Source organism: Pseudomonas carassii (genome assembly GCF_036324045.1).
GTDB lineage: Bacteria > Pseudomonadota > Gammaproteobacteria > Pseudomonadales > Pseudomonadaceae > Aquipseudomonas > Aquipseudomonas peradeniyensis.
In genome coordinates this window covers 23,206-47,476 of record NZ_JAZDCT010000031.1, presented here as the reverse complement: position 1 = coordinate 47,476, position 24,271 = coordinate 23,206, and the positions used below count along the sequence as shown (strand labels likewise).

General features: G+C 64.2%; 21 protein-coding genes. 9 read left to right on the top strand and 12 right to left on the bottom strand.

The annotated features are described in order from the left end of the window. Positions 1 to 44 precede the first annotated feature (44 nt). A complete protein-coding gene (gene folB / locus V0R62_RS20640) occupies positions 45 to 401 on the top strand; it encodes a dihydroneopterin aldolase (RefSeq protein WP_110734561.1) in 357 nt (118 codons plus the stop codon). Then, complete coding sequence (gene folK / locus V0R62_RS20635) at positions 392 to 901, top strand: 2-amino-4-hydroxy-6-hydroxymethyldihydropteridine diphosphokinase (protein ID WP_330105012.1); 510 nt, start codon at positions 392 to 394, stop codon at positions 899 to 901. The genes folB and folK overlap by 10 nt, the downstream gene beginning before the upstream one ends. 61 nt (positions 902 to 962) lie before the next feature. Here folK and V0R62_RS20630 read toward each other — a convergent pair whose 3' ends face one another. The 11 genes from V0R62_RS20630 to V0R62_RS20580 form a co-directional block, all read right to left on the bottom strand. Then, the gene (locus V0R62_RS20630) at positions 963 to 2,060 is read right to left on the bottom strand and encodes a multifunctional CCA addition/repair protein (protein ID WP_330105011.1); all 1,098 of its coding nucleotides are present in this window, start codon (positions 2,058 to 2,060) and stop codon (positions 963 to 965) included. 60 nt (positions 2,061 to 2,120) lie between these two features. Then, a complete protein-coding gene (locus tag V0R62_RS20625; RefSeq protein WP_186712681.1) occupies positions 2,121 to 3,689 on the bottom strand; it encodes a SpoVR family protein in 1,569 nt (522 codons plus the stop codon). After that, positions 3,686 to 4,957, bottom strand: a complete 1,272-nt coding sequence (locus V0R62_RS20620; RefSeq protein ID WP_050703510.1) for a YeaH/YhbH family protein — start codon at positions 4,955 to 4,957, stop codon at positions 3,686 to 3,688. Before V0R62_RS20620 ends, V0R62_RS20625 begins: the two co-directional genes overlap by 4 nt. A 119-nt stretch (positions 4,958 to 5,076) precedes the next feature. After that, a complete protein-coding gene (locus V0R62_RS20615; RefSeq protein ID WP_330105010.1) occupies positions 5,077 to 6,999 on the bottom strand; it encodes a PrkA family serine protein kinase in 1,923 nt (640 codons plus the stop codon). Positions 7,000 to 7,281: 282 nt separating this feature from the next. Beyond that, entirely contained in the window at positions 7,282 to 7,611 is a 330-nt protein-coding gene (gene glpE, locus V0R62_RS20610; RefSeq protein WP_330105009.1) for a thiosulfate sulfurtransferase GlpE, read from the bottom strand. A 13-nt stretch (positions 7,612 to 7,624) separates the two neighbouring features. Next, positions 7,625 to 8,482: a symmetrical bis(5'-nucleosyl)-tetraphosphatase gene (locus V0R62_RS20605; RefSeq protein WP_330105008.1), complete on the bottom strand. Its 858-nt coding sequence runs from the start codon at positions 8,480 to 8,482 to the stop codon at positions 7,625 to 7,627. After that, the gene (apaG, locus tag V0R62_RS20600) at positions 8,482 to 8,862 is read right to left on the bottom strand and encodes a Co2+/Mg2+ efflux protein ApaG (RefSeq protein ID WP_186712684.1); all 381 of its coding nucleotides are present in this window, start codon (positions 8,860 to 8,862) and stop codon (positions 8,482 to 8,484) included. Before apaG ends, V0R62_RS20605 begins: the two co-directional genes overlap by 1 nt. A 145-nt stretch (positions 8,863 to 9,007) precedes the next feature. Beyond that, the gene (gene rsmA / locus V0R62_RS20595) at positions 9,008 to 9,808 is read right to left on the bottom strand and encodes a 16S rRNA (adenine(1518)-N(6)/adenine(1519)-N(6))-dimethyltransferase RsmA (RefSeq protein WP_330105007.1); all 801 of its coding nucleotides are present in this window, start codon (positions 9,806 to 9,808) and stop codon (positions 9,008 to 9,010) included. Continuing rightward, on the bottom strand, positions 9,805 to 10,794 hold the full coding sequence (pdxA, locus tag V0R62_RS20590; protein WP_330105006.1) for a 4-hydroxythreonine-4-phosphate dehydrogenase PdxA: 990 nt from the start codon (positions 10,792 to 10,794) through the stop codon (positions 9,805 to 9,807). Before pdxA ends, rsmA begins: the two co-directional genes overlap by 4 nt. Then, on the bottom strand, positions 10,791 to 12,110 hold the full coding sequence (locus V0R62_RS20585) for a peptidylprolyl isomerase (protein ID WP_330105005.1): 1,320 nt from the start codon (positions 12,108 to 12,110) through the stop codon (positions 10,791 to 10,793). Before V0R62_RS20585 ends, pdxA begins: the two co-directional genes overlap by 4 nt. Then, positions 12,091 to 14,901 (bottom strand): LPS-assembly protein LptD, encoded by a 2,811-nt coding sequence (locus tag V0R62_RS20580; RefSeq protein ID WP_330105004.1) that lies wholly within the window; start codon positions 14,899 to 14,901, stop codon positions 12,091 to 12,093. The genes V0R62_RS20585 and V0R62_RS20580 overlap by 20 nt, the downstream gene beginning before the upstream one ends. 132 nt (positions 14,902 to 15,033) lie before the next feature. Between V0R62_RS20580 and V0R62_RS20575 the strand changes: the two genes are divergently transcribed. From V0R62_RS20575 to V0R62_RS20565, 3 genes are read left to right on the top strand one after another with little or no spacing between them, the layout of a single operon-like run. Continuing rightward, complete coding sequence (locus tag V0R62_RS20575; protein WP_330105003.1) at positions 15,034 to 16,053, top strand: aminoglycoside phosphotransferase family protein; 1,020 nt, start codon at positions 15,034 to 15,036, stop codon at positions 16,051 to 16,053. After that, the gene (murU, locus tag V0R62_RS20570; protein ID WP_330105002.1) at positions 16,050 to 16,721 is read left to right on the top strand and encodes an N-acetylmuramate alpha-1-phosphate uridylyltransferase MurU; all 672 of its coding nucleotides are present in this window, start codon (positions 16,050 to 16,052) and stop codon (positions 16,719 to 16,721) included. The genes V0R62_RS20575 and murU overlap by 4 nt, the downstream gene beginning before the upstream one ends. A gap of 1 nt (position 16,722) precedes the next feature. After that, entirely contained in the window at positions 16,723 to 17,487 is a 765-nt protein-coding gene (locus V0R62_RS20565; protein ID WP_050703521.1) for a TerB family tellurite resistance protein, read from the top strand. A gap of 63 nt (positions 17,488 to 17,550) precedes the next feature. Here the strand turns inward: V0R62_RS20565 and V0R62_RS20560 are convergent, their stop codons facing one another. After that, the gene (locus V0R62_RS20560; RefSeq protein ID WP_330105001.1) at positions 17,551 to 18,549 is read right to left on the bottom strand and encodes an alpha/beta hydrolase family protein; all 999 of its coding nucleotides are present in this window, start codon (positions 18,547 to 18,549) and stop codon (positions 17,551 to 17,553) included. Positions 18,550 to 18,644: 95 nt separating this feature from the next. On the opposite strand from V0R62_RS20560, the gene V0R62_RS20555 reads away from it, so the two are divergent. The 4 genes from V0R62_RS20555 (at position 18,645) to V0R62_RS20540 (ending at position 24,171) form a co-directional block, all read left to right on the top strand. Further along, on the top strand, positions 18,645 to 21,032 hold the full coding sequence (locus V0R62_RS20555; protein ID WP_330105000.1) for a PAS domain-containing sensor histidine kinase: 2,388 nt from the start codon (positions 18,645 to 18,647) through the stop codon (positions 21,030 to 21,032). Between the two features lie 9 nt (positions 21,033 to 21,041). Continuing rightward, positions 21,042 to 21,674: a response regulator gene (locus tag V0R62_RS20550; protein WP_175406173.1), complete on the top strand. Its 633-nt coding sequence runs from the start codon at positions 21,042 to 21,044 to the stop codon at positions 21,672 to 21,674. A 309-nt stretch (positions 21,675 to 21,983) separates the two neighbouring features. Further along, positions 21,984 to 23,096 carry an ABC transporter ATP-binding protein gene (locus V0R62_RS20545; RefSeq protein WP_186712693.1) on the top strand — a complete coding sequence of 371 codons (1,113 nt, stop codon included), beginning with the start codon at positions 21,984 to 21,986 and terminating at the stop codon, positions 23,094 to 23,096. 40 nt (positions 23,097 to 23,136) lie between these two features. Continuing rightward, entirely contained in the window at positions 23,137 to 24,171 is a 1,035-nt protein-coding gene (locus V0R62_RS20540) for an ABC transporter substrate-binding protein (protein WP_330104999.1), read from the top strand. Positions 24,172 to 24,271 lie beyond the last annotated feature (100 nt).

Genomic DNA, 24,271 nt, shown 5'->3' with positions numbered 1-24,271 from the left:
TCTAACGGCGCCCGTCGCCCTTGTCGTGCTGTGGAGAGAAGTGCTTGGACAGAGTGTTCATCGAAGGCCTGGAAGTCGATACCGTCATCGGTGCCTATGACTGGGAGCGGGATATTCGCCAGTGCCTGCGCCTGGACCTGAGTTTCGCTTGGGACAACCGCCCGGCGGCGGCCGGTGACGACCTGTCGCTGGCACTGGACTATGCCAGTGTCTCGGCGCGGGTCCAGGCTTTTGCCGAGCAGGCGCGCTTCGAGCTGGTGGAGACCTTCGCCGAGCGTCTGGTGGCGGTGCTGATGGACGAGTTCAAGATCCCATGGGTGCGGCTGAAACTGACCAAGCCGGGTGCGGTGCCTGCGGCCCGTGGCGGCGTTGGCGTGGAGATCGAGCGCGGATGTCTCTGAGTACCGTATATCTCGGGCTGGGCAGCAACATTGACCGCGAGCGGCACCTGTGCGCCGGGCTCGATGCCCTGGCTGCGATACTCATCGACATGCGTTGCTCGCCGGCGTTCGAAAGCCAGGCAGTGGGTATCAAGAGCGGGCCATTCATCAACTTCGTGGTGACCGGCAAGACCGACCTGCCGCTGCTGGAGCTGGACCGCCGGCTGAAGTTCATCGAAGCCGACAATGGTCGCTACGCACCCGACCGCAAGGGCCTGCCGCTGGATATCGACGTGCTGCTGTACGACGACCTGCATGGCACCTTCAACGGTCTGGTGCTGCCGCGGGCGGAGATCCTGAAGAACGCGTTCGTGCTCTGGCCCTTGTCTTTGCTGGCGCCGCAGCGGGTGCACCCTGAGGTCGGCAAGCCCATGGCGCAGTTGTGGGAAGAGGCGAGCATCGATCAGGTACTGGCGCCGGTGTCGTTCGAGTGGCGTGGGTTGCAGCTCACGCAGTTCTGAGCCGCTGTTGCGATCGCGGGGCAAGCCCGCTCCCACCATCGGACTTGCTTCCCGCGTGGGTTCACTGCTGCGTGTAGGCCTTCAGCGCCTCAAGCCTTTGCGCCTTCAGCGCTTCCCCCAGGGCTTGGCCGGTCAGGCCCTGTTGCACAAGCGGCTTCACATCCACGGCCCGAGCCGCCGCAGCTGCATCGCGCAGATACCTGCCTTGTGGATAACTCGAGTCCACTGCCGCCATTTCACACGCGGCAATGAAGTCTTCGAAGCGCTGCGGCCGACGGTACACATCGAACTTCTGCAGCATTTCCAGCAGGCTTGTCGGCTCTAGTGCCAGAGCTTGATCGGCCTGTTCGGCGAACTCCCCCACCAGCACCGCCAGTTCCTGGCATTCGCGTGGGACCTTGAAGCGCTGGTTGAGTGCTTTGATCGCCGTTGGTTCCAATCCGCGTAGCAGGCACGCCCAGCGCACCGGCAGTGATTGCTGGTGCCTGGCCGCCTGGTGCAGCGCAGCCAGTGTATCGGCGCCGTGCTCCAGCTCTGGCATCAGCTCGTTCAGCGCGCCGCATCTGCGCAGCACCTCGATGAACACCTGGGGCTCGCTTTCCATCAATGCCCGTTCGATCTCCTTCCAGCTACGCTCGGCCGTCAGTGCCTGCAGCTCCCCCGACTCGGCGATCTGGCGCATGAGAGCCAGGGTTTCATCGGCAACCTTGAAACCCAGAGGTGCATAGCGCGCCGCAAAGCGGGCAACACGCAGCACTCGCAACGGATCTTCGGCGAACGCCGGGGAAACATGGCGCAGGAGCCGTTGTTCGAGATCGACCTTGCCGTGATAGGGATCGTGCAGCGCGCCGTGTTCGTCCTCGGCCATGGCATTGATGGTCAGGTCGCGACGCACCAGGTCTTCTTCGAGGGTGACCTCGGGGCTGGCGTGAAAGGTGAAACCGCCATAACCACGACCGCTCTTGCGCTCGGTACGGGCCAGGGCATATTCCTCACCGGTCTTTGGGTGCAGGAACACCGGGAAATCGGCCCCGACCGGACGGAATCCCTGGGCTTGCATCTGTTCGACGGTGGCGCCAACCACCAGCCAGTCGACGTCGCTGACCGGACGACCGAGCAGGCGGTCGCGCACGGCGCCGCCAACCTTGTAGATCTGCATGTGAAACCTCCATTTCTGCCGACAGGATACCTTGTCGGCAGCCATGGAGGTGGGTGATGGCTAGAGGTGGTGCACCACGGCCAGGTCCATGCGCCCGTAGTCGCCGGCCTCGCTGTGCTCGCTGCGCGGTGGCATGTGGTGGGTCTTCATCACCTGGTCGCCCTGCACGGTCTCCAGGTGGATGTCGAAGCCCCACAGGCGGTGCAGGTGCTTGAGCACCTCCTCGGTGGAATCGCCCAGGGGTTTGCGGTTGTGCTGCTGGTGGCGCAAGGTCAGCGAGCGGTCGCCACGCCGGTCGATGCTCCAGATCTGCACGTTGGGCTCGCGGTTGCCCAGGTTGTACTGCGCGGCCAGTTGCTCGCGGATGGTACGGTAGCCGTCCTCGTCATGAATCGCCGGCACCAGCAGGTCGTCGCGCTGGTCGTCGTCGAGGATGCTGAATAGCTTGAGATCACGCATCACCTTGGGTGACAGGTACTGCAGGATGAAGCTTTCATCCTTGAAGCTGCTCATGGCGAACTTGATCGTCGACAGCCAGTCGCTGCCAGCGATATCCGGGAACCAGCGGCGATCCTCCTCGGTAGGGTGTTCGCACATGCGGCGGATGTCGGTGTACATGGCAAAGCCCAGGGCATAGGGGTTGATGCCGCTGTAATACGGGCTGTCGAAGCCTGGCTGGAACACCACGCTGGTGTGCGACTGCAGGAACTCCATCATGAAGCCTTCGGTGATCAGCCCCTCGTCGTAGAGGTCGTTCATCAGGGTGTAGTGCCAGAACGTCGCCCAGCCTTCGTTCATCACCTGGGTCTGGCGCTGCGGGTAGAAATACTGAGCGATCTTGCGCACGATGCGCACCACTTCGCGCTGCCAGGGCTCCAGTAGCGGGGCGTGCTTCTCGATGAAGTAGAGGATGTTCTCCTGGGGTTCGGCCGGGAAGCGCGCGTCGTCTCTCTCGCCGCCTTTTTCGGCGCCCTTGGGGATGGTGCGCCAGAGGTCGTTGATCTGCCGTTGCAGGTGTTCCTCACGCTCCTTCTGCCGGCGCCGCTCTTCCTCGGCGGAGATGGGGTAGGGGCGCTTGTAGCGGTCCACGCCGTAGTTCATCAGGGCGTGGCAGGAGTCGATCAGGTCCTCGACGGCATCGATGCCGTGGCGCTCCTCGCATTGGGCGATGTACTGCTTGGCGAACACCAGGTAGTCGATGATCGAGCTGGCATCGGTCCAGGTGCGGAACAGGTAGTTGCCCTTGAAGAAGCTGTTGTGGCCGTAACAGGCGTGGGCGATCACCAGTGCCTGCATGCACATGGTGTTCTCTTCCATCAGGTAGGCGATGCACGGATCGGAGTTGATCACGATCTCGTAGGCCAGGCCCATCTGGCCACGGCTATAGGACTTCTCGGTACTGAGGAACTGCTTGCCGTAGGACCAGTGGTGATAGCCCAGCGGCATGCCCACCGAGGCGTAGGCGTCCATCATCTGCTCGGCGGTGATCACTTCGATCTGGTTGGGGTAGGTGTCCAGGGCGTAGCGGGCGGCTAGGCGACTGATCTCGCGGTCGTAGGTCTGGATCAGCTCGAACGTCCATTCGGAGCCGGTGGAAATGGGCTGGCGTCTCTGCTCTCTGGCGGTCATGTGGCTAACCTGCGCTGGAAGAGTTCACGAAAGACCGGGTAGATGTCGCCGGCCGATACCAACTGCTGCTGGGCGAAGGTGTCGGGGAACGCCTCGCCGATGCGCTCGTACTCGTACCACAGCGCCTGGTGTTCGCGTGGTGTGATCTCGACGTAAGTGTAGTACTGCACGTGCTGCATGATCTGGTTGGCGAGGATGTCGCGGCAGATCGGCGAGTCGTCGTTCCAGTTGTCGCCGTCCGAGGCCTGGGCGGCGTAGATGTTCCAGTCGCTGGCCGGGTAGCGCTCGGCCATGATCTCCTGCATCAGCTTGAGCGCGCTGGAGACGATGGTGCCGCCGGTCTCGCGGGAGTAGAAGAACTCTTCCTCGTCCACTTCGCGGGCGCTGGTGTGGTGGCGGATGAACACCACCTCGATGCGGTCGTAGTTCCGCTTGAGGAACAGGTACAGCAGGATGAAGAAGCGCTTGGCGATGTCCTTGGTAGCCTGGGTCATGGAGCCGGACACGTCCATCAGGCAGAACATCACCGCCTTGGAGCTGGGGTTGGGCTGCTTGACCAGCAGGTTGTACTTGAGGTCGAAGGTGTCGAGGAACGGCAGGCGGTTGATGCGCGCCTTGAGGCGTTCGATCTCGGTCTCGGTGTCCTGGATGTCGGTGAAGTTGTCCGGCTCCTCGACCTTGAGCCGGTCCAGTTCCTTTTGCGCCTCGCGCAACAGGGCGCGGCTGCTTCCGGTCAGGGCGATGCGCCGGGCATGGGCCGAGCGCAGGGTGCGGACGATGTTGATGCGCGACGGGTTGCCCTCGTTGGCAATGCCTGCGCGCACGGTCTTGAAGGTGTCGGCCCCGGTCAGGTGACGCTTGACCAGGTTGGGCAGCTCCAAGTCCTCGAACATGAATTCGAGGAATTCTTCCTGGGTGATCTGGAACACGAAGTCGTCCATGCCCTCGCCGGAGTTGCCGGCCTTGCCGCGGCCACCGCCACCGCCACCACCTTGTGGCCGGGCGATGTGTTCGCCGGCGGTGAACTCCTTGTTGCCGGGGTGGACGATGGTCTGCTTGCCGCCGCGACCGTGGTGCAGCACGGGTTCGTCGATGTCGCGACCCGGGATGCTGATCTGTTCGCCATGCTCCATGTCCATGATGGAGCGGCGACTCACGGCCTCTTCGACGGCCTTCTTGATGTGTTCACGGTAACGCCGCAGGAAGCGCTGGCGGTTGACCGTGCTCTTGTTCTTGCCGTTCAGGCGTCGGTCGATTACGTAGCTCATGGTCCCTCCGGTAGCTGGGAACAGCTGCACGCTTCAAGCTACGAGCTGCACGTAAAAGCAGCCGCCGCCGTCCGGGCCGGCAAGGCCAGCCTCGGACGCGCGGCGTGTAGCATGTCGCTTTATTGCGATTTCCTGACCCGCAGGTACCATTCCGACAGCAGTCGAACCTGCTTGTCGGTGTAGCCACGCTCCACCATCCGGGTGACGAAGTCGTTGTGCTTCTGTTGATCCTCCTTGCTGGCCTTGGCGTTGAAGCTGATGACCGGCAGCAGGTCCTCGGTGTTGGAGAACATTTTCTTCTCGATCACCACCCGCAGCTTCTCGTAGCTGAGCCAGCTAGGGTTCTTGCCGTTGTTGTTGGCCCGGGCGCGCAGCACGAAGTTGACGATCTCGTTGCGGAAGTCCTTCGGATTGCTGATACCGGCCGGTTTCTCGATCTTCTCCAGCTCCTCGTTGAGGGCGATGCGGTTGAGGATCTCGCCGGTTTCCGGGTCGCGGTATTCCTGGTCCTGGATCCAGAAGTCGGCGTACAGCACGTAGCGGTCGAAGATGTTCTGGCCGTATTCGCTGTAGGACTCCAGGTAGGCGGTCTGGATTTCCTTGCCGATGAACTCGATGTAGCGCGGCGCCAGGTATTCCTTCAGGTAGCGCAGGTAGCGCTCGCGCACCTCGGCCGGGAACTGCTCTTGCTCGATCTGCTGCTCCAGCACATACAACAGGTGCACCGGGTTGGCCGCCACTTCGTGAGGGTCGAAGTTGAACACCTTGGAGAGGATCTTGAAAGCGAAGCGGGTCGACAGGCCGTTCATGCCCTCGTCGACGCCCGCGGCGTCGCGGTACTCCTGGATCGACTTGGCTTTCGGGTCGGTATCCTTGAGGTTTTCGCCGTCGTACACGCGCATCTTCGAGTAGATGTTGGAGTTCTCGGGCTCTTTAAGGCGCGAGAGCACGGTGAACTGGGCCAGCATCTTCAGTGTGTCAGGCGCGCAGTGCGCCTTGGCCAGGGAGCTGTTGATCAGCAGCTTGTCGTAGATCTTGATCTCGTCGCTGACGCGCAGGCAGTACGGCACCTTGACGATGTAGATCCGGTCGATGAAGGCCTCGTTGTTCTTGTTGTTGCGGAAGGTGTGCCACTCCGATTCGTTGGAGTGGGCCAGCAGGATCCCGGAGTAGGGGATCGCGCCCAGCCCCTCGGTGCTGTTGTAGTTGCCTTCCTGGGTCGCGGTGAGCAAGGGGTGCAGGACCTTGATCGGCGCCTTGAACATCTCGACGAATTCCATCAGGCCCTGGTTGGCCCGGCACAGCGCGCCCGAATAACTGTAGGCGTCGGCGTCGTTCTGCGGGAATTCCTCGAGCTTGCGGATATCCACCTTGCCCACCAGGGCCGAGATGTCCTGGTTGTTCTCATCGCCCGGCTCGGTCTTGGCGATGGCGATCTGGTTGAGGATGGACGGGTAGAGCTTGACCACCCTGAACTTGCTGATGTCGCCGCCGAACTCCTGCAGGCGCTTGGTGGCCCAGGGCGACATGATGGTGTTGAGGTAGCGGCGCGAGATGCCGTATTCCTCTTCGAGGATCTGGCCGTCCTCTGCGGCATTGAACAGGCCCAGGGGCGATTCGAACACCGGCGAGCCCTTGATGGCGTAGAACGGGACCTTTTCCATCAGCTGCTTGAGTTTCTCGGCCAGCGACGATTTACCGCCGCCCACCGGGCCCAGCAGGTAGAGGATCTGTTTCTTCTCTTCCAGGCCTTGGGCGGCGTGGCGGAAGTAGGAGACGATCTGGTCGATGCACTCTTCCATGCCATGGAAGTCGGCAAAGGCCGGATAGCGGCGGATCACCTTATTGGAGAAGATCCGCGACAGCCTGGAGTTGCTTGAGGTGTCGATCAGCTCTGGTTCGCCGATGGCCAGCAACAGCCGCTCGGCCGCCGAGGCATAGGCGCTGCGATCCCCCTTGCACAGCTCGAGGTACTCCTGCAGCGAAAGTTCTTCCTGGCGGGTGGACTCGAAACGTTGTTGGAAGTGGCTAAAAATGCTCATGACGTCACCTCGCTCGATACATGGAGACGACGCCGGATCAGTCAGCTGATGCTGGCATGCAACCGGGCTCGCCGATTGCTGTATACCCCCCAGAACACCTTGGAACGCTACCGATGACCCGCACGCCGGTGTACCGGCTCTCCCCTTTTTTGGATGGCCTGGGCTTAAGGATAGTTGGTTATACGCAAGGTCAAGGGCGGGGAGCCGAGAAGACGCCTGCGACCGTTCGTCAGGTCGGGCGCAAGCCCGCGCCAAGCGCGGGCTGGAGGAAAAATGAAAAAATTATTCGGCGCTGCCCTGGGCGGTTTCCGCCGGGTAGGTGTTGCGCCACAGCTCGAAGCCACCATCGATGCTGTAGACGTTGGAGAAGCCCTGGCCGACCAGGTAGGCGGCGGCGCTCTGGCTGGAATTGCCGTGGTAGCAGACAACCAGTGTAGGCGCGTCCAGGTCGGCGTTGCGGATGAAATCGGCAACCGAGTGATTATCCAGATGAGTGGCGCCGGCGATGTGCCCGGCGGCAAAGGCCTGCGGGTCGCGAATGTCGACCACGACCGCGCCTTGCGCACGCAGGGCGAGGGCTTGCTCGGGGGTAATGCGCTTGAATTCGCTCATGGGTGCGGTTCCTTCAGGGGTGTTCGTTGAGTGGAGCCGGCGGGCGCGGGGTGCCCTCGCGGGTGCAGTCGCAGCGGTGGAATTCGCCACTGTCGACATTGTACAGGGTCATCGCGCCACCCCAGACGCAGCCGGTGTCCAGGGCGATCACGCCGGGCGCATCAACGCGACCTTCGAGGGCGGCCCAGTGGCCGAAGATGATCTTTACATGGCGGGAGCGGCGGTCCGGGTGGGCAAACCACGGCTTGTAGCCCTTGGGAGCGCTGTCGGCGCCTTCCTTGGTCTTGAGGTCGAGCTTGCCGGCGGCGGTGCAGAAGCGCATGCGGGTGAAGTAGTTGGTGATCACCCGCAGGCGCTCGACGCCGGCCAGGTCCTTGCTCCACTTGTTCGGCTCGTTGCCGTACATGCCGTCCAGGTACAGCTTCAGACGACCGTCGTCGCGCAGCACTTCCTCGACCTCGGCCGCCAGCTCCAGCGCCTTGCCCAGGGTCCATTGCGGCGGGATGCCGGCATGGACCATGACGATGCCGCGGGTCTCGTCGTAGTGCAGCAGCTTCTGCTGGCGCAGCCAGTCGAACAGCTGGTCGGCGTCCGGGGCTTCGATGATTTCGCGCAGGGTGTCGCTTTTCTTCAGGCGCTCGACGTTGTGCCAGGCCGCCAGCAGGTGCAGGTCGTGATTGCCCAGCACGCAGACCAGCGCATGGCGGATCGAATACAGGTAACGCAGGGTCTCGAGGGACTCGGGGCCGCGGTTGACCAGGTCGCCCACCAGCCACAGGCGGTCGACTGCCGGGTTGAAGCGCACGCGTTCGAGCAGGCACTTGAGCGGTTGCAGGCAGCCTTGCAGGTCGCCGACCGCGTAGGTGGCCATCAGTGCAGGGCCCCGGGCACGGCCAGGCGGAACGGAGCGATCGTGGCGTCGAAGCGTTTGCCGTCTTCGGCGAACATCTGGTAGCTGCCCTGCATGGTGCCGACGCGGGTACTGATGACCGCGCCGCTGCTGTAGGTATGGCTCTGGCCGGGCTCGATCAGCGGCTGTTGGCCGATCACGCCGGCGCCGCGCACTTCTTCGACCTCGCCGTCACCGTTGGTGATCAGCCAGTGGCGGGACATCAGCTTGGCCGTGACCGTGCCGTTGTTCTGCACGGTAATGGTGTAGGCGAAGGCGAAACGGCTGCTTTCGGGGTCGGATTGGTCTTTGAGGTAGCGGGTCACGACGCTGACGTCGATCTGATAGCGGGGGTCGGACATGCAAGGGCCTTGGGCGAACTGACGCAATAACGCAGTCTAGGCCATTGAGAGGGGGGAGGGCCAGCGGTGTGGGGTCTTGGGAATTTGATCAGCCAATGCCGGCTTCTTCGCGGGCTTGCCCGCGAAGAGGTCAGTACAGGCGGAATCAGGCTTGCTGATCAGCCAACTGGTCAGCCAGCCGCACGAAGGCGGCCAGGTCCAGCTGCTCGGGACGCAGGCTGCCATCGACACCGGCGGCTTCGATGGCCGCGCTGTCGAGTAGCCCCTTCATGGTATTGCGCAGGGTCTTGCGGCGCTGGTTGAACGCCTCGCGTACCACCTGCTCCAGCAGTCGCGCATCCTTGGCCGGGTGTGGCAGCACTTCGTGCGGCACCAGCCGGACGATGGCCGAGTCCACTTTCGGCGGCGGGTTGAAGGCGCCGGGGCCAACGTTGAACAGGTGTTCGACCCGGCAGTGGTACTGCACCATGATCGACAGGCGCCCCCAGTCACCGCCACCCGGGCCGGCCGCCATGCGCTCGACCACTTCCTTTTGCAACATGAAGTGCATGTCGCGGATCAACCCGGCATGGCTGAGCAGGTGGAAGATCAGTGGGGTGGAGATGTTGTAGGGCAGGTTGCCGACCACCTTGAGGCTGCGCGCGGGCACGCCCAGCTGGTTGAAGTCGAACTTCAGGGCATCGCCCTGGTGCAGGCGGAAGTTGTCGCGCCCGGCGAACTTGTGTTGCAGGATCGGCACCAGGTCCTTGTCCAGCTCCACCACGTCCAGCTGTGCGCCGCTGCCCAGCAGGCCCTCGGTCAGGGCGCCCTGGCCCGGGCCGATCTCCAGCAGGTGTTCGCCGGCCTTGGCGTTGATCGCCCGCAGGATGCGGTCAATGATTCCGGCGTCGTGCAGGAAGTTCTGGCCGAAGCGCTTGCGCGCCCGGTGTTGGTAATGCTCGGTCATGGTCGGTTCTCGGCCATCTGGTAGGCGGTTTCCAGGGCGACGCGCAGGCTGCCGGTGTCGATCCGGCCGGTGCCGGCCAGGTCCAGGGCGGTGCCGTGGTCGACCGAGGTACGGATGATCGGCAGGCCCAGCGTCACGTTGACCGCGGCGCCGAAGCCCTTGTACTTGAGTACGGGCAGGCCTTGGTCGTGGTACATCGCCAGCACCGCGTCGCAGTGCTCCAGATATTTGGGGGTAAACAGGGTGTCGGCCGGCAGCGGACCGTGCAGGTCCATGCCTTCGGCGCGCAGGCGCTGTAGCGCCGGCTCGATGATGTCGATTTCTTCGCGGCCCAGGTGGCCGCCTTCTCCGGCATGCGGGTTGAGTCCGCAGACCAGGATGCGTGGGTTGGCGATGCCGAACTTGTCGCGCATGTCCGCATGCAGGATGCGGGTGACGCGCTCCAGGCGTTCGCCGGTAATGGCGTCGGCAATATCGCGCAGGGGCAGGTGGGTGGTCACCAGGGCCACGCGTAATCCTCGGGTGGCCAGCATCATCACCACTTGCGCGGTGTGGGTGAGGTCGGCGAGGAATTCGGTGTGCCCGGAGAAGGCGATCCCGCTCTCGTTGATCACACCCTTGTGCACGGGGGCGGTGATCATCCCGGCGAACTGCCCGTCGAGGCAGCCCTGGCCGGCCCGGGTCAGCGTCTCCAGGACGAAGGCGGCGTTGGCCTTGTCCAGCTGTCCGGCCACCACCGGGTTGGCCAGCGGCGTGTCCCAGACGTACAGGCTGCCGGCGGGCGCTGGCAGGCTGGGGAAACTGTCGGGGGTGACGGGCACCAGGCTGACGGCCAGCCCCAGCTGCGCGGCCCGCTCGGCGAGCAGGTCACGGCTGGTGATGGCAATCAGGGGGTGGGGCTGGGCCTCGGCGGCGAGCAGCAGGCACAGGTCGGGACCTATGCCGGCCGGCTCACCGGGCGTGACGGCGAAGCGCTGGGGCTTCACTGCGCGGCCTGGTCGGCGCCAGGCAGCTTGATTTCAACGTAGGCTTCGTCGCGGATCTGGCGCAGCCAGTTCTGCAGCTCTTCGTCGTACTTGCGGTTGCGCAGGACGTTCATGGCCTGCTGCTCGCGCGCCTGCTCGGTGCTGTCGGTGGCGCGGCGGCCCAGGACTTCCAGCACATGCCAGCCATACTGGGTCTTGAACGGCTTGGTCACCACGCCTTGCTGAGCGCTGGCCATCTGCTCGCGGAACTCTGGTACCAGGCTGTTCGGGTCGACCCAGTTGAGGTCGCCGCCGTTGAGCGCGGAGCCCGGGTCTTCCGAGAAGCTTTTCGCCAGTTCGGCGAAGTCTTCACCGTTCTGGATCCGGTCGTACAGACGCTCGGCCAGCTGCTCGGTGGCGGCTTCGCTGCGGATCTCGCTCGGCTTGATCAGGATGTGGCGCACGTGTACTTCGTCGCGCAGGATGCTCTCGCTGCCGCCACGCTTCTCCTCGAGCTTGAGGATGATGAAGCCGTTGGGGATGCGGATCGGCTGGGTGATATCGCCAATGGCCATGCTGCTGAGCATCTTGGCGAAGTCAGGTGGCAGCTGGCCGGCCTTGCGCCAGCCCATCTCGCCGCCTTCCAGGGCGTTCTCGCTGGCGGAGCGTTCAATGGCCATCTGGCCGAAGTCCTTGCCCTGCCGGAGTTGCTGGTAGACATCGCCGACCTGGCGGGCGGCGGCCTGGATGGCTTCCGAGTTGGCGCCTTCCGGCGTCGGGATGAGGATGTTGGCCAGGCGGTACTCTTCCGACATCTGCATCTTGCCCAGGTCCGAGTTGAGGAAGTTCTTCACTTCCTGCTCGGACACCTGGATACGCTCGGCCACGCGACGCTGGCGCACGCGGCTGATGACCATCTCGCGCTTGATCTGCTCGCGGGCATCGTCGTACGACAGGCCGTCGTGGGCCAGGGCGGCGCGGAACTGCTCCAGCGACATGCCATTGCGCTGGGCAATGGTGCCGACGGCCTGGTTCAGCTCTTCGTCGGTGATGCGGATGCCCGAGCGCTCGCCGATCTGCAGTTGCAGGTTTTCGACGATCAGACGCTCCAGTACCTGCTGCTGCAGGGCGGCGGCAGGCGGCACGCCACCGCCACGCTTGGCGATGGTCTGCTGCACTTCGCGCACGCGCTGGTCCAGCTGGCTCTGCATGACCACGTCGTTGTCGACGGTGGCCACGATGCGGTCGATGGGTTGTACCGCGGCATGCACCGCGCCACTCAGCATTGCGGCGCCCAGCATCAGCGGGCGCAGACGATCAATAAGCTTGCTCTTCACGTGTACGGTAACCTTGAATGCCTTGGTCCAGGAACGATTCGACCTTGTTGCCGACTACACCACCGAGCCCTTTGAGCACGATCTGCAGGAAGATGCCGTGGTCGCCCTTCTCGTTGTTCGGGACGGCTTGGCTGAAGTCGTCGTAGTCGATCCAGTAGCGGTTGATCAGACGCAGTTTCCAGCAGCAGTTGTCGTATTCGAAACCACCCATCGCTTCCAGGGTACGGTTGCGGTTGTAGTCATGCTGCCAGCGACCGATCACGCTCCACTGCGGCACGATCGGCCAGATGACCGAGAAATCGTGCTGCTGGATCTTGTAGTAGTCCTTGATGTAGTTCGGATCGCCCGGGGTGCCATAGTCACCACCACCGACTTTCCAGAGGCCAGTCGCCGAATCGTAGGTGATCAGGTCGTTGCGATAGCGATAGCCAAGGTTGACGACCTTGTTCGGATTGTCTTCAGGCTGGTAGTGGAACATCGCGCTGCCCGAGCGGGTGCTGCGGCTGTCCGGATCCCAGTTGAAGTCCGAGTTGAAGCGCCAGTCGCGGTTGAAGGCGTACTCGTACTCCAGTGCGTACGGCGAGACATCCGATTTGCTGTCCGCGCGGGTGCGATAGTCGATGCCAGGAAGCTGGACCTTGCGATCCTTGAAGTAGAACGCCTGACCGATGCTGAAACGCTGGCGCTGGAAGCCGTTGTCCTCGATCCAGCGGTTGGTCACGCCCAGCGACATCTTGTTCTCGTCGCCGATGCGGTCGGTGCCACTGAAGCGATTGTCGCGGAACAGCGAGGCATAGTTGAACGTGTTCTCGCCCGTGTCGAACAGTGGAATGTCTTTCTGATCCTTGTACGGAACATAGAGGTAGAACAGTCGCGGTTCGAGGGTCTGGCGGTAGTTTGTACCGAACAGCTGGGTTTTGCGGTCGAAGTACAGGCCGCTGTCGACACTGAAGACCGGAATGTCGCGGTTCAACGAGCTGCTGTAGCTGCCGTAGGCGGGTTTCGCCGACTGCGCGATAGCCTGAGCCTTGCCTTGGCTATCCAGGTCCAGGTCGTAGTTGGTGTAGACGTACTTCAACTTCGGCGTGACGAAGCCATAGCTGGCTTGCATCGGCAGGCTGATCGCCGGGGCGAAGTTGAGGCGGGTGCCGTTGGCGCGAGCGATACCGGAAACGTTGTCGTCCAGGCGACGGCCAGGAATACCACCTGCGGAAGTGTCCGGATTGCCGTCCTTGTCCCGTACGAAATCGTTCTTCAGGTCACGGTCGAAGCGCACGGCCTCGGTCTCGTAGCTCAGATCGAAGCCGCCCGGGTGGAACGGCAGCATGCCATTGAAGGTGACCTGCGGCAGCTTGTCGTACGGGGTGATCTGCGAGATGGTCGCCATCTCGTAGGCATGCACGTTCAGGCGTGCGGTATAGCTGTCGCCCCGGTAGGTCAGTGTGCCGCGCTGGTTCAGGATGTCCCGGCTCTGGACGCCGATCTGGTCGGTTTCCAGGTCCTGGAAGTAGAACGGATCGCTGATGTCGGTGTAGTCCACCTCGGTCATCACGCGCTCGTCCAGGCCACCCTTGTGCTGCCAGTTGACCATCCAGCGGTCTTTCTTGTAGTCCGTCTGCTTCTCGCGGTCGTCGTCCTGATCGCTCAGGAAACCGCCGCCGAACTGGCCTTCGCTGGACTTGGTCAGGTAGCGGAACTCGCCTTCCATCAGCATGCCGCGCTTGGCCATGTAGCGCGGGTACAACGTGGCGTCGTAGTTAGGCGCCAGGTTGAAGTAGTACGGCGTGACCAGCATGAAGCCGGTGTCGCTGCTGGAGCTGAACGACGGCGGCAGGAAGCCGGACTGGCGACGGTCGTCGATCGGGAAGTAGATGTACGGTGTGTAGAACACCGGGAAATCCTTGACCCGCAGCGTCACGTTGGTCGCGGTGCCGAAGCCGGTGGCCGGGTTAAGGGTGATGTTGTTGCCCTTGAGCTGCCACGCGTTGCTGCCCGGCTCACAGGTGGTATAGGTACCGTCCTTGAGGCGGATGATGGCGTTCTCGGCGCGCTTGGCGTACAGCGCGTTGCCGCGGATGTGCGACTTGTGCATCACGTATTCGGCGTTGTCGACCCGGGCTTCGCCGGTGTCGAGCTGGATCTGCGCCTCGTCGCCGACCACCAGCGAGCCGTTGTCGCGGATCTTGACGTTGCCCTTGAGCTCGCCACGGTTCTCGGCCTGGTACAGGTTGGCTTCGTCGGCCTCCGCCTGCATGCTGCCCTGGCGCATGACCACGTCACCGGCGAGGGTGGCGATCTGCTGCTCCTGCTGGTACTTGGAGACCTTGGCGTTGATGTAGGTGGGCGACTCGTCCTTGGGCGTGGAGTCGTTCATGCCCGGGCGGGTCGGCTCGATGTAGGCGCCGCCGCAATACGGGCCGGTCTCGGCCAGCTGCGCAGCGGTGAGCTTCTCGCGCGGGACCCAGTCCAGGTGGCTGTAGTCTTCGCTGCGCGATTTCAAGCCGCGGCCCTTGGCCTCGGTGACCAGCATCGGCTTCTCGGCCTCGGTCGCGGCGGCTTCGCCAGGCGCTTCGGCACCCGAGCTGGCAGCGGCAGCACCCGGATGAACCGGGCGCGGAGGCAGGTTGGCGGAGGTCTTGGGCTTGCAGTCCCAGCCACCGGCGGCGGACACTTGGCAGTCGAACTGCTCGGCCGCCACCACGTACGACGTGGCCAGGGGTTGCAGGGCCAGCAGACCGCCAGTCACCAACAACGGAAACTTCCTACGAAACGCGGGGGATTTCAATGCCATCTTATTAGTCCGGGCTTCCTGCGTGCCATCTGCCCGCGTGTGGGGGCCGCACGCCTCTCGATGGTCTGAAAAAGATGCTGGATAATAAAGCATGACCCGCTTGACGGCTAGGGCCGTCGGAGAACCCTCGTAATGCCCGATCACGATGTACGCCTGCAACAACTGACCGCCTGGCTCGCCGGGCAACTGGAGAGCCTGTTCCGTAGCAACGCCTGGGGCGAAGTGCCCACCGGCAGTCTGACCGCCGCCAGCAGCGATGCGAGTTTCCGCCGTTATTTCCGCTGGGAGGGCGCCGGCCACAGCTTCGTGATCATGGATGCGCCGCCGCCGCAGGAGAACTGCCGTCCGTTCGTCGAAATCGACCACCTGCTGGCCACGGCGGGCGTGCACGTGCCGGTCATTCATGCCCAGGACCTGGAGCGTGGTTTCCTGCTGCTGGGCGATCTGGGTCGCCAGACATACCTGGACATCATTGATTCGGATAACGCCGACGCACTGTTCGCCGATGCCATCGATGCGCTGCTGGCGTTCCAGCGCCTGCCGATGGACGCGCCGCTGCCCAGCTACGACGTTGCCCTGTTGCGCCGCGAGGTGGAGCTGTTCCCCGAGTGGTACGTGGGCCGCGAGCTTGGTCTGAACTTCAGCGAAGCGCAGCAGGCCGCCTGGCAACGGGTCAGCCAGGTGCTGATCAACAGTGCCCTGGCCCAGCCCAAGGTGCTGGTGCACCGCGACTACATGCCGCGCAACCTGATGCAGAGTGCCCCCAATCCAGGCGTGCTGGACTTCCAGGATGCCGTCTACGGTCCGGTCACCTACGACATCACCTGCCTGTTCAAGGACGCCTTCCTCAGCTGGCCGCAGCCGCGCGTGGAAGGCTGGCTGCGTGGTTATTGGGAAAAGGCCCGCGCCGCCGGTATCCCGGTACAGCCTGAGTTCGAGGCGTTCCAGCGTGCCAGCGACCTGATGGGCGTGCAGCGTCACCTCAAGGTCATCGGTATCTTCGCCCGCATCTGCCACCGTGACGGCAAGCCGCGCTATCTCACCGATGTGCCGCGCTTCTTCGCCTATATAGATGAGGTGATCGCCCGCCGTCCCGAACTGGTCGAGCTGGGGCAACTGATTGCCGAGCTCAAGGGTGAGGCGCGTCCATGAAGGCGATGATCCTGGCGGCAGGCAAGGGCGAGCGCATGCGCCCGCTGACCCTGCATACGCCCAAACCGCTGGTGCCCGCCGCCGGCAAGCCGCTGATCGAATACCACCTCGAGGCGCTGGTCCGCGCCGGTATCCGCGAAGTGGTCATCAATCACGCCTGGCTCGGCCAGCAGATCGAGGACCACCTGGGCGATGGTAGCCGCTTCGGCCTGCGCATCCGCTACTCGCCGGAGGGCGAGCCACTGGAAACCGGTGGCGGGATCTTCAAGGCGTTGCCGTTGCTGGGGGATGCGCCATTCCTGCTGGTCAACGGTGACGTCTGGACCGACTACGACTTCGCTGGCCTGAATGCTCCCATGCAAGGGCTTGCGCACCTGGTGCTGGTGGACAATCCCGGTCATCACGGCCGTGGCGACTTCCGCCTGGTGGATGGCCAGGTGAGCGATGGTGACGAAGCAGCGGGAACGCTGACTTTCAGCGGCATCTCGGTGCTGGATCCGGCGCTGTTCGAAGGCTGCCAGCCCGGCGCGTTCAAGTTGGCGCCCCTGCTGCGCAAGGCCATGGCCGAAGGGCGGGTGAGTGGTGAGCACTATCGTGGCTACTGGATCGATGTCGGCACCCTCGAGCGCCTGGCCGATGTCGAGCGCCTGATCGGAGGGCGTACCTGACATGTGGTGGCCGAGCACAGTGATTGGTGCTGGTGCCGGTTTCGCCGTGGCCAGCATTCCGGGTGCATTGCTGGGGGCGTTGCTGGGACAGGCCATGGATCGGCGCCTGCGACTGCAGGGTTGGGAGGATGTGCGCGAGCGCCTGGGCGGGCGGCCGGCGCTGCGTGACGAGGAACTGTTGTTCGTCCTGCTCGGACGCCTGGCCAAGAGCGACGGCCGGGTGGTCGAGGGGCATATTCAGCAGGCGCGTCAGGAAATGTCGCGTCTGGACCTGGCGGAGCCCGCGCGTATGCGGGCGATTGCCGCGTTCAATCGCGGCAAGTCGGGCAAGGGCCGGCTGGGGCACTACCTGCGGCGGATCAAGCTGCAGCCTCACGGTGCCGAGGGCACCCTGCGTGCCTGTTGGCGGATGGTCTGGGCCGATGGCAAGGCTGGTCGCCAGGAGCGTGACCTGTTGCTGGGCTGGGGGCAGCAACTGGGGCTCAGTCGCAACCAGGTGCAGGCCATGTCGCTGGAATATGAACCACGCAAATCGGCGATCGAAGGCGGGGCCATGACCTATGCGGCGGCGTTGAGGCTGCTGGGGGTGGAGCCGGATACCGAAGCGGACAAGGTCAAGCAGGCCTACCGGCGGTTACTCAGCCGACACCACCCGGACAAGCTGGTGGGCAGCGGTGCCAGTGAGGCCAAGGTGCGCGAGGCGACCGAGCATACCCGCGAGTTGCATCAGGCCTATGCCATGATTCGCAAGCGGCGCGGGCTTTAGGTTTGCCATCGCGGGGCAAGTCCGCTCCCACGTTGTTGGAGTTGGCTTGTCCCGCGATACGCCTCACTCTTCCTTGGGCTTCAGCCAGCCGCGCACCCGGCGCAGCAATTGCTCCTGCTCGGCGGCCTTGTTGCCCGGCACGACCATCAGCGACAGCTGTCGGTACTGGCTGTTTTTCTCTCGCTTGCTGGCTTGCAGGCGCTGTTGGGCGGCCAGCCGATCCTGGGTTCGGGTTGTGTAGTACAGGTCCACCGTCGGCACTTTCAGGGTCGGCGTCAGGCTCAGCAGGTCGTGCTCCACCCGCGCCGGCGTCTGTGCGGCGACCATCACCAGCTTCTGTACCTGGGGAGGCTGTTTCTCGCTGAGGTAGCGTGCGGCCCAGTACGCGCCACTGCCGTTGCCCAGCAGCACGATGCTGCGCGCTTTCTGCTGCTGGGCATAGGCCACGGCGGCGTCGAGGCGGGCGAAGATGCGTTCGGCATCCTCCTCGCTGGTATGTTCGTCAGCCTCTACCGCGTCGGTGCTGTCGGCCGCGTCCACCTCGGGGGCGGTGGCCTGGGCCACGTTGGCGTTGGCATCGGCTGGCGTGTCCTTGGCCGGAGCCGACTCGCCTTCTTCCTTTTTCGGTTCGACCACCGGCTTGGCTTCAACCCGGGCCTGCGGGCGCTCTGCCAGCAGGTCGGGCAGGCTGAGGCTCAGGGTGCTCCAGCCGACATCGGGGAAACCACGGCGCAGCGGGCCGACGGTGGTTGGCCAGTCGGCACTTTCGCCGGCACCGGGAACGATGATCACCGCGCCTTGCGGATCGCTGTCGTTGGCCGGTTTCCACAGCGCCAGGAAGTTCTCGCCATTGGCCTGCAAGGTCTGTTGCTCGGCCTTGGGCACCTGGCGCTCGAGGGCCAGGGCATCGTCCTGGCTACGTTCGAGCAGCGGTGGTCGGGGAGCGGGGGCGGCCGCTTCGGCGGCGGCCTGCGGTGCTTCGGCGTCGGCGGCCTGAGCGCCGAGCGGCAGGAGCGAAGCCAGGCAGAACATTGCCAGCGTCGTGCGATAAAGTGTGAACATCGATCAATCCAAGGCCAGAATCATACCGGCAGCCTAATGGTATTTGCCCGCGACGGCCACGCCAGGCGGCCGTCATTGCCAAGACGAGCGTAGAGATGAAGCGAGTGCGTTGCCTGTGGGTTATCGGCTGGTTGTGTCTACCCTTGATCGCCCTGGCAAAGCCGGAGGCGCCGCCACCCGTGGTGCTGGAACCGGCCCAGCAGCAGTGGCTGGACGAACACCGCGGCCTGCGCGTCGGCCTCGTGTTGCAGGCGCCCTATGCTCAGTTCGACCGTCGTCTGCAGCAATTCTACGGGGCCAACGTCGAACTGGTCGGCGCCTTGTCCCAGGCATTACGGTTGGACCTGACCTGGCGCGGCTTCCCGGATCAGGCCGCGCTGGAGCACGCGTTGCAGGCGGGCGAGATCGATTTTGCCCCGGGTCTGACCCAGACCCCCGCCAGCCTGCGGCTGTGGCTGTTCAGCGACCCTTACATGCGTGTGCCGCAACTGATGGTGGGGATGCGCAGCGGCGCGGTGGCCGTGGATCTGGAGAAGCTGACCGCCAACGAGCGGGTGGCGGTGCGTATGCCTGGTGCCCTGGCGGACTACCTGCGGAGCAATTACGGCAATCTCAACCTGCAGGGCGTGCCCAACGAGCGGGAGGCGCTGCAACTGGTGCTGGGCGGTCAGGCCAGCTTCGCCGTGCTGGATGAGGCGCAACTTAGCCGGCTTTCCCGTGAAGGGGAGTTCGCCGACCTGGCGGTGGTGGGCGATATCGGCTTGCCGCAGTTGCTGCGAGTTGGCTCGCGGCGAGACTGGCCCGTGCTCGCCGATATCCTCGAACGCGCCTTGCAGGCCCTGCCGGCCAAGACCTTGGAGCAAATGCACCAGCGCTGGCTGCAGCCCAAGTACCCACGCTTTTCCGAGTCCGCCGGCTTCTGGCAGAACCTCGCCTTGCTGTTCGGCCTGCTGCTGCTGTGTGCCCTGGCTACCCTGGTCTGGCAGCGTCGCCAGCAGCGCGGCCTGGAACGGGGCTTGCTGGCTGCCCGCGAGAGCCTGGTGGAGCGTCAGGTGCGCGAGGAGGCGTTGCGCCTGAGCCAGTTCTCCATCGACCAGAGCACGGTGGGCATCCTCTGGGTCAACTGGGACAGCCATGTGCGCTACGCCAACCATGCCGCCGAACGCATGCTGGGCTATTCCGAGGGGGCGTTGCTGGAGCGGCCGTTGGTCGATATCGAACCGAACCTGAAGATGGATCGTTGGCTGGAGCTGTGGAAGCGCGCCCGTACCGGAGATGGCGGCGAGCAGCAGTTCGAAAGTCAGTGTCGACGCGCCGACGGCAGTCTGTTCCCGGTCGAGTTGTCGTTGTCGTTCCTGCGTTTTCGCGATGCGGAGTACCTGGTGGTGTTCCTCGCCGATGTCACCGAGCGCCAGCACGACCTGGCCGCGTTGCGCGAAAGCGAGGCGCGGCTCAAGGGCATTGCCGGCAACGTGCCGGGGCTGGTGTTCCGCCTGGAACGCGACCCGGCCGAAGGCGATCCGGAGTTCCCCTATATCAGCGAGGGCAGCGAGGCGCTGGTCGGCTATACCCCGGCGGCGATCCAGCACCCGCAGATGGGGCTGCGCAACCTGGTCCACCCCCAGGACCGCCCCGATTATCACCGGGTCCAGGACCTGGCCCTGGCCAGCGACCGGGACTGGTCGTGGCAAGGCCGCATCCTCACCCGCCAGGGCGAACAGCGCTGGGCCGACATCAAGGCGACCACGCGGCGCCTGGCCGATGGGCGCATGGTGTGGGATGGTGTGGTCTGGGACATCACCCAGGGCAAACAGGCCGAGCTGGCCCTGGCCGCCTCCCAGGAGCAGTTGCGAGAGTTGTCGGCGCATCTGGAAAGCGTGCGCGAGGAGGAAAAGGCCCGCATCGCCCGTGAGGTGCACGACGAACTCGGGCAGATGCTCACGGTGCTCAAACTGGAAGTGTCGATGTGCGAGCTGGCCTATGCCGAGCTGGATGCCGGGCTGCATGAGCGCCTGGCCAGCATGAAGCGCCTGATCGCCCAGTTGTTCCAGCTGGTGCGTGATGTGGCCACCGCGTTGCGTCCACCGATTCTCGATGCCGGGATCGCCTCGGCCATCGAGTGGCAGGCACGGCGTTTCGAGGCCCGCACGCAGATCCCCTGCCTGGTCGAGGTCCCGGAGCAGCTGCCGCCCTTGAGCGATGCCAAGGCCATCGGCCTGTTCCGCATCCTTCAGGAGGCGCTGACCAACGTCATGCGCCATGCTCGGGCGCATACCGTGCAGATCGCCCTGGTCGAGGAGGGCGGGCAGTTGCGCATGACGGTCATCGACGATGGCGTGGGGTTCGCCGTCGATGCGGCCCGGCCGACCTCGTTCGGCCTGGTGGGGGTGCGTGAGCGCGTGCTGATGCTGGGCGGCGACATGGCCCTGGAAAGCGAGCCCGGCGAAGGCACCAGCCTGAGCGTGGCGATTCCTTTGGCGTAGGAGAGAACGATCGTGATTCGAGTGCTGGTGGCGGAAGACCACACCATCGTCCGTGAGGGCATCAAGCAGTTGATTGGCCTGGCCAAAGACATGCAGGTCGCCGGCGAGGCGGGCAACGGCGAGCAGTTGCTGGAGACCCTGCGCCATACTCCCTGCGAGGTGGTGCTGCTGGATATCTCCATGCCGGGGGTGAACGGCCTGGAGGCCATCCCGCGGATCCTGGCATTGAACAACCCACCGGCGATCCTGATGCTGTCTATGCACGACGAGGCGCAGATGGCCGCGCGGGCGCTGAAGGCCGGGGCGGCGGGCTATGCCACCAAGGACAGCGACCCGGCCCTGTTGCTCACCGCGATACGCCGGGTTGCCGGGGGCGGGCGCTATATCGACCCGAGCCTGGCCGACCGCATGGTCTTCGAGGTGGGGCTGACCGAAACCCGACCGCTGCATACGCTGCTGTCCGAGCGTGAGTTCTCGGTGTTCGAGCGCCTGGCCCAGGGGGCCAACGTCAACGACATCGCTCAGCAGTTGGCGCTGTCGAACAAGACCATCAGCACGCACAAGGCGCGGTTGATGCAAAAGCTCAAGGTCAACTCGCTGGCGGAGTTGGTGAAGTACGCGATGGAGCACAAGCTGGTCTGATTGCGACATGTACTCAGCTTGCACGTTTCGGCTGTAGGAGCGGCCTTGCCGAGGCGTCGGACCGGCCGGAAAGGGCTGCAGAGCAGCCCCAGCAAGCTGAAGCCCGGGGCTGCTTCGCAGCCCTTTCGCGGCGCAAGGCCGCTCCTACATGGGAATGTGTCTGTCCTGAAAGCGTCATTAATGTAGGGCAATCCTTACAGCAAGTCTTCCATCCGGATGATGGCAATCTCTCAGCCCCCCCGATTTCCGGGCGCTTGCGCCTCTTCTACGCTGTGCCCACGCAGTCATTCCAACAAGAAGGTGCAGGGCATGAGCGAGGCGAATTCGAACGAGACGCTGGTCAGCTTCCGAGGTGTGCAGAAGAGCTACGACGGCGAATCGCTGATCGTCAAGGACCTCAACCTGGACATCCGCAAGGGCGAGTTCCTGACCCTGCTCGGCCCGTCCGGCTCGGGCAAGACCACCAGCCTGATGATGCTGGCCGGCTTCGAGACCCCCACCGCCGGTGAGATCCAGCTGGCCGGACGCTCGATCAACAATGTGCCGCCGCACAAGCGTGACATCGGCATGGTGTTCCAGAATTACGCGCTGTTCCCGCACATGACCGTGGCCGAGAACCTGGCCTTCCCGCTGACCGTGCGCAACCTGAGCAAGACCGACATCAGCGAACGGGTCAAGCGCGTGCTTGGCATGGTCCAGCTCGACGCCTTCGCCAAGCGCTACCCAGGCCAGCTCTCCGGGGGCCAGCAGCAGCGCGTGGCCCTGGCCCGTGCCCTGGTGTTCGAGCCGCAGCTGGTGCTGATGGACGAACCGCTCGGCGCCCTGGACAAGCAACTGCGCGAACACATGCAGATGGAGATCAAGCATATCCACCAGCGCCTGGGCGTGACCGTGGTCTACGTGACCCACGACCAGGGCGAGGCGCTGACCATGTCCGACCGGGTGGCGGTGTTCCACCAGGGCGAGATCCAGCAGATCGCCGACCCGCGTACCCTCTACGAAGAGCCGCGCAACACCTTCGTCGCCAACTTCATCGGTGAGAACAACCGCCTCAACGGCACCCTGCTGGCCAGTGACGGTAATCGTTGCCAGGTGCAGCTGGCCCGGGGCGAGCGGGTCGAGGCGCTGGCGGTGAACGTAGGCCAGGCCGGCGAGCCAGTGACCCTGTCGATCCGCCCGGAGCGCGTGCGCCTGAACGGCCACAGCGAACGCTGCGTGAACCGATTCTCCGGCCGGGTGGCCGAGTTCATCTATCTGGGCGACCACGTGCGGGTGCGCCTGGAGGTCTGCGGCAAGGCTGATTTCTTCGTCAAGCAGCCGATCGCCGAGCTCGATCCGGCCCTGGCCGTGGGCGATGTGGTCCCGCTGGGCTGGGAGGTGGAGCACGCTCGCGCGCTCGATCCGATTGCCGAAGCCCATTGATGGTTTGCTTCACCAACCCTGAACTGTGGAGAGAATAATAATGCGCAAGCAGTTGAAACTGACCGCCCTGGCCCTGGGGCTGTTCGCCGCCGGCCAGGCCCTGGCGGCCGACCTGACCGTGATCTCCTTTGGCGGCGCCAACAAGGCGGCCCAGACCAAGGCGTTCTACGAGCCGTGGGAGAAGGCTGGCAAGGGCAAGATCGTCGCCGGTGAGTACAACGGCGAGATGGCCAAGGTGAAGGCCATGGTCGACACCAAGAGCGTGTCCTGGAACCTTGTGGAGGTCGAATCGCCAGAGCTGGCCCGTGGATGCGACGAAGGCATGTTCGAGGAACTCGATCCGGCCCTGTTCGGTGACGAGGGCGACTATGTACCAGGCGCCATCCAGCCATGCGGCGTCGGTTTCTTCGTGTGGTCCACGGTGATGGCCTACAACGCTGACAAACTTAAGACCGCTCCGACCAGCTGGGCTGACTTCTGGGACACCAAGAAATTCCCGGGCAAGCGCGGCCTGCGCAAGGGCGCCAAGTACACCCTCGAGTTCGCCCTGATGGCCGACGGCGTCGCGCCGAAAGAGGTGTACAAGGTGCTCGGCACCAAGGAAGGCCAGGACCGCGCCTTCAAGAAGCTCGACGAACTCAAGCCGAGCATCCAGTGGTGGGAAGCCGGTGCCCAGCCACCACAGTATCTGGCCTCGGGTGACGTGGTCATGAGTTCGGCCTACAACGGCCGTATCGCCGCGGTGCAGAAAGAAAGCAACCTCAAGGTGGTGTGGAACGGCGGCATCTATGACTTCGACGCCTGGGCCATCCCGAAAGGCGCCAAGGATGTGGACGCGGCGAAGAAATTCATCGCCTACACCGTCCAGCCCGAACAGCAGAAGACCTACTCCGAGAACATCGCCTACGGCCCGGCCAATTCCAAGGCCGTCCCGCTGCTGGCCGATGCGGTGAAGAAGGACATGCCGACCACGCCGGAGAACATCGCCAACCAGGTGCAGATCGACGTGGCCTTCTGGGCCGACAACAGCGAACAGCTGGAGCAACGCTTCAACGCCTGGGCGGCGAAGAAGTAGGGGCTCGATCCCTGAGGCCTGTAGGAGCGGTCTTGTGCCGCGAAAGGGCTGCGAAGCGGCCCCAGGACTCAGCCGTGATGCACAAGATGCTGGGGCTGCG

What these genes read in the sequence shown, in the direction of transcription:
- folK (WP_330105012.1), top strand. Translation starts at nt 392, where the DNA reads ATGTCTCTGAGTACCGTATATCTCGGGCTGGGCAGCAACATTGACCGC.
- V0R62_RS20630 (WP_330105011.1), bottom strand. Translation starts at nt 2,060, where the DNA reads ATGCAGATCTACAAGGTTGGCGGCGCCGTGCGCGACCGCCTGCTCGGT.
- V0R62_RS20625 (WP_186712681.1), bottom strand. Translation starts at nt 3,689, where the DNA reads ATGACCGCCAGAGAGCAGAGACGCCAGCCCATTTCCACCGGCTCCGAA.
- V0R62_RS20620 (WP_050703510.1), bottom strand. Translation starts at nt 4,957, where the DNA reads ATGAGCTACGTAATCGACCGACGCCTGAACGGCAAGAACAAGAGCACG.
- V0R62_RS20615 (WP_330105010.1), bottom strand. Translation starts at nt 6,999, where the DNA reads ATGAGCATTTTTAGCCACTTCCAACAACGTTTCGAGTCCACCCGCCAG.
- glpE (WP_330105009.1), bottom strand. Translation starts at nt 7,611, where the DNA reads ATGAGCGAATTCAAGCGCATTACCCCCGAGCAAGCCCTCGCCCTGCGT.
- V0R62_RS20605 (WP_330105008.1), bottom strand. Translation starts at nt 8,482, where the DNA reads ATGGCCACCTACGCGGTCGGCGACCTGCAAGGCTGCCTGCAACCGCTC.
- apaG (WP_186712684.1), bottom strand. Translation starts at nt 8,862, where the DNA reads ATGTCCGACCCCCGCTATCAGATCGACGTCAGCGTCGTGACCCGCTAC.
- rsmA (WP_330105007.1), bottom strand. Translation starts at nt 9,808, where the DNA reads ATGACCGAGCATTACCAACACCGGGCGCGCAAGCGCTTCGGCCAGAAC.
- V0R62_RS20580 (WP_330105004.1), bottom strand. Translation starts at nt 14,901, where the DNA reads ATGGCATTGAAATCCCCCGCGTTTCGTAGGAAGTTTCCGTTGTTGGTG.
- V0R62_RS20575 (WP_330105003.1), top strand. Translation starts at nt 15,034, where the DNA reads ATGCCCGATCACGATGTACGCCTGCAACAACTGACCGCCTGGCTCGCC.
- murU (WP_330105002.1), top strand. Translation starts at nt 16,050, where the DNA reads ATGAAGGCGATGATCCTGGCGGCAGGCAAGGGCGAGCGCATGCGCCCG.
- V0R62_RS20565 (WP_050703521.1), top strand. Translation starts at nt 16,723, where the DNA reads ATGTGGTGGCCGAGCACAGTGATTGGTGCTGGTGCCGGTTTCGCCGTG.
- V0R62_RS20560 (WP_330105001.1), bottom strand. Translation starts at nt 18,549, where the DNA reads ATGTTCACACTTTATCGCACGACGCTGGCAATGTTCTGCCTGGCTTCG.
- V0R62_RS20555 (WP_330105000.1), top strand. Translation starts at nt 18,645, where the DNA reads ATGAAGCGAGTGCGTTGCCTGTGGGTTATCGGCTGGTTGTGTCTACCC.
- V0R62_RS20545 (WP_186712693.1), top strand. Translation starts at nt 21,984, where the DNA reads ATGAGCGAGGCGAATTCGAACGAGACGCTGGTCAGCTTCCGAGGTGTG.
- V0R62_RS20540 (WP_330104999.1), top strand. Translation starts at nt 23,137, where the DNA reads ATGCGCAAGCAGTTGAAACTGACCGCCCTGGCCCTGGGGCTGTTCGCC.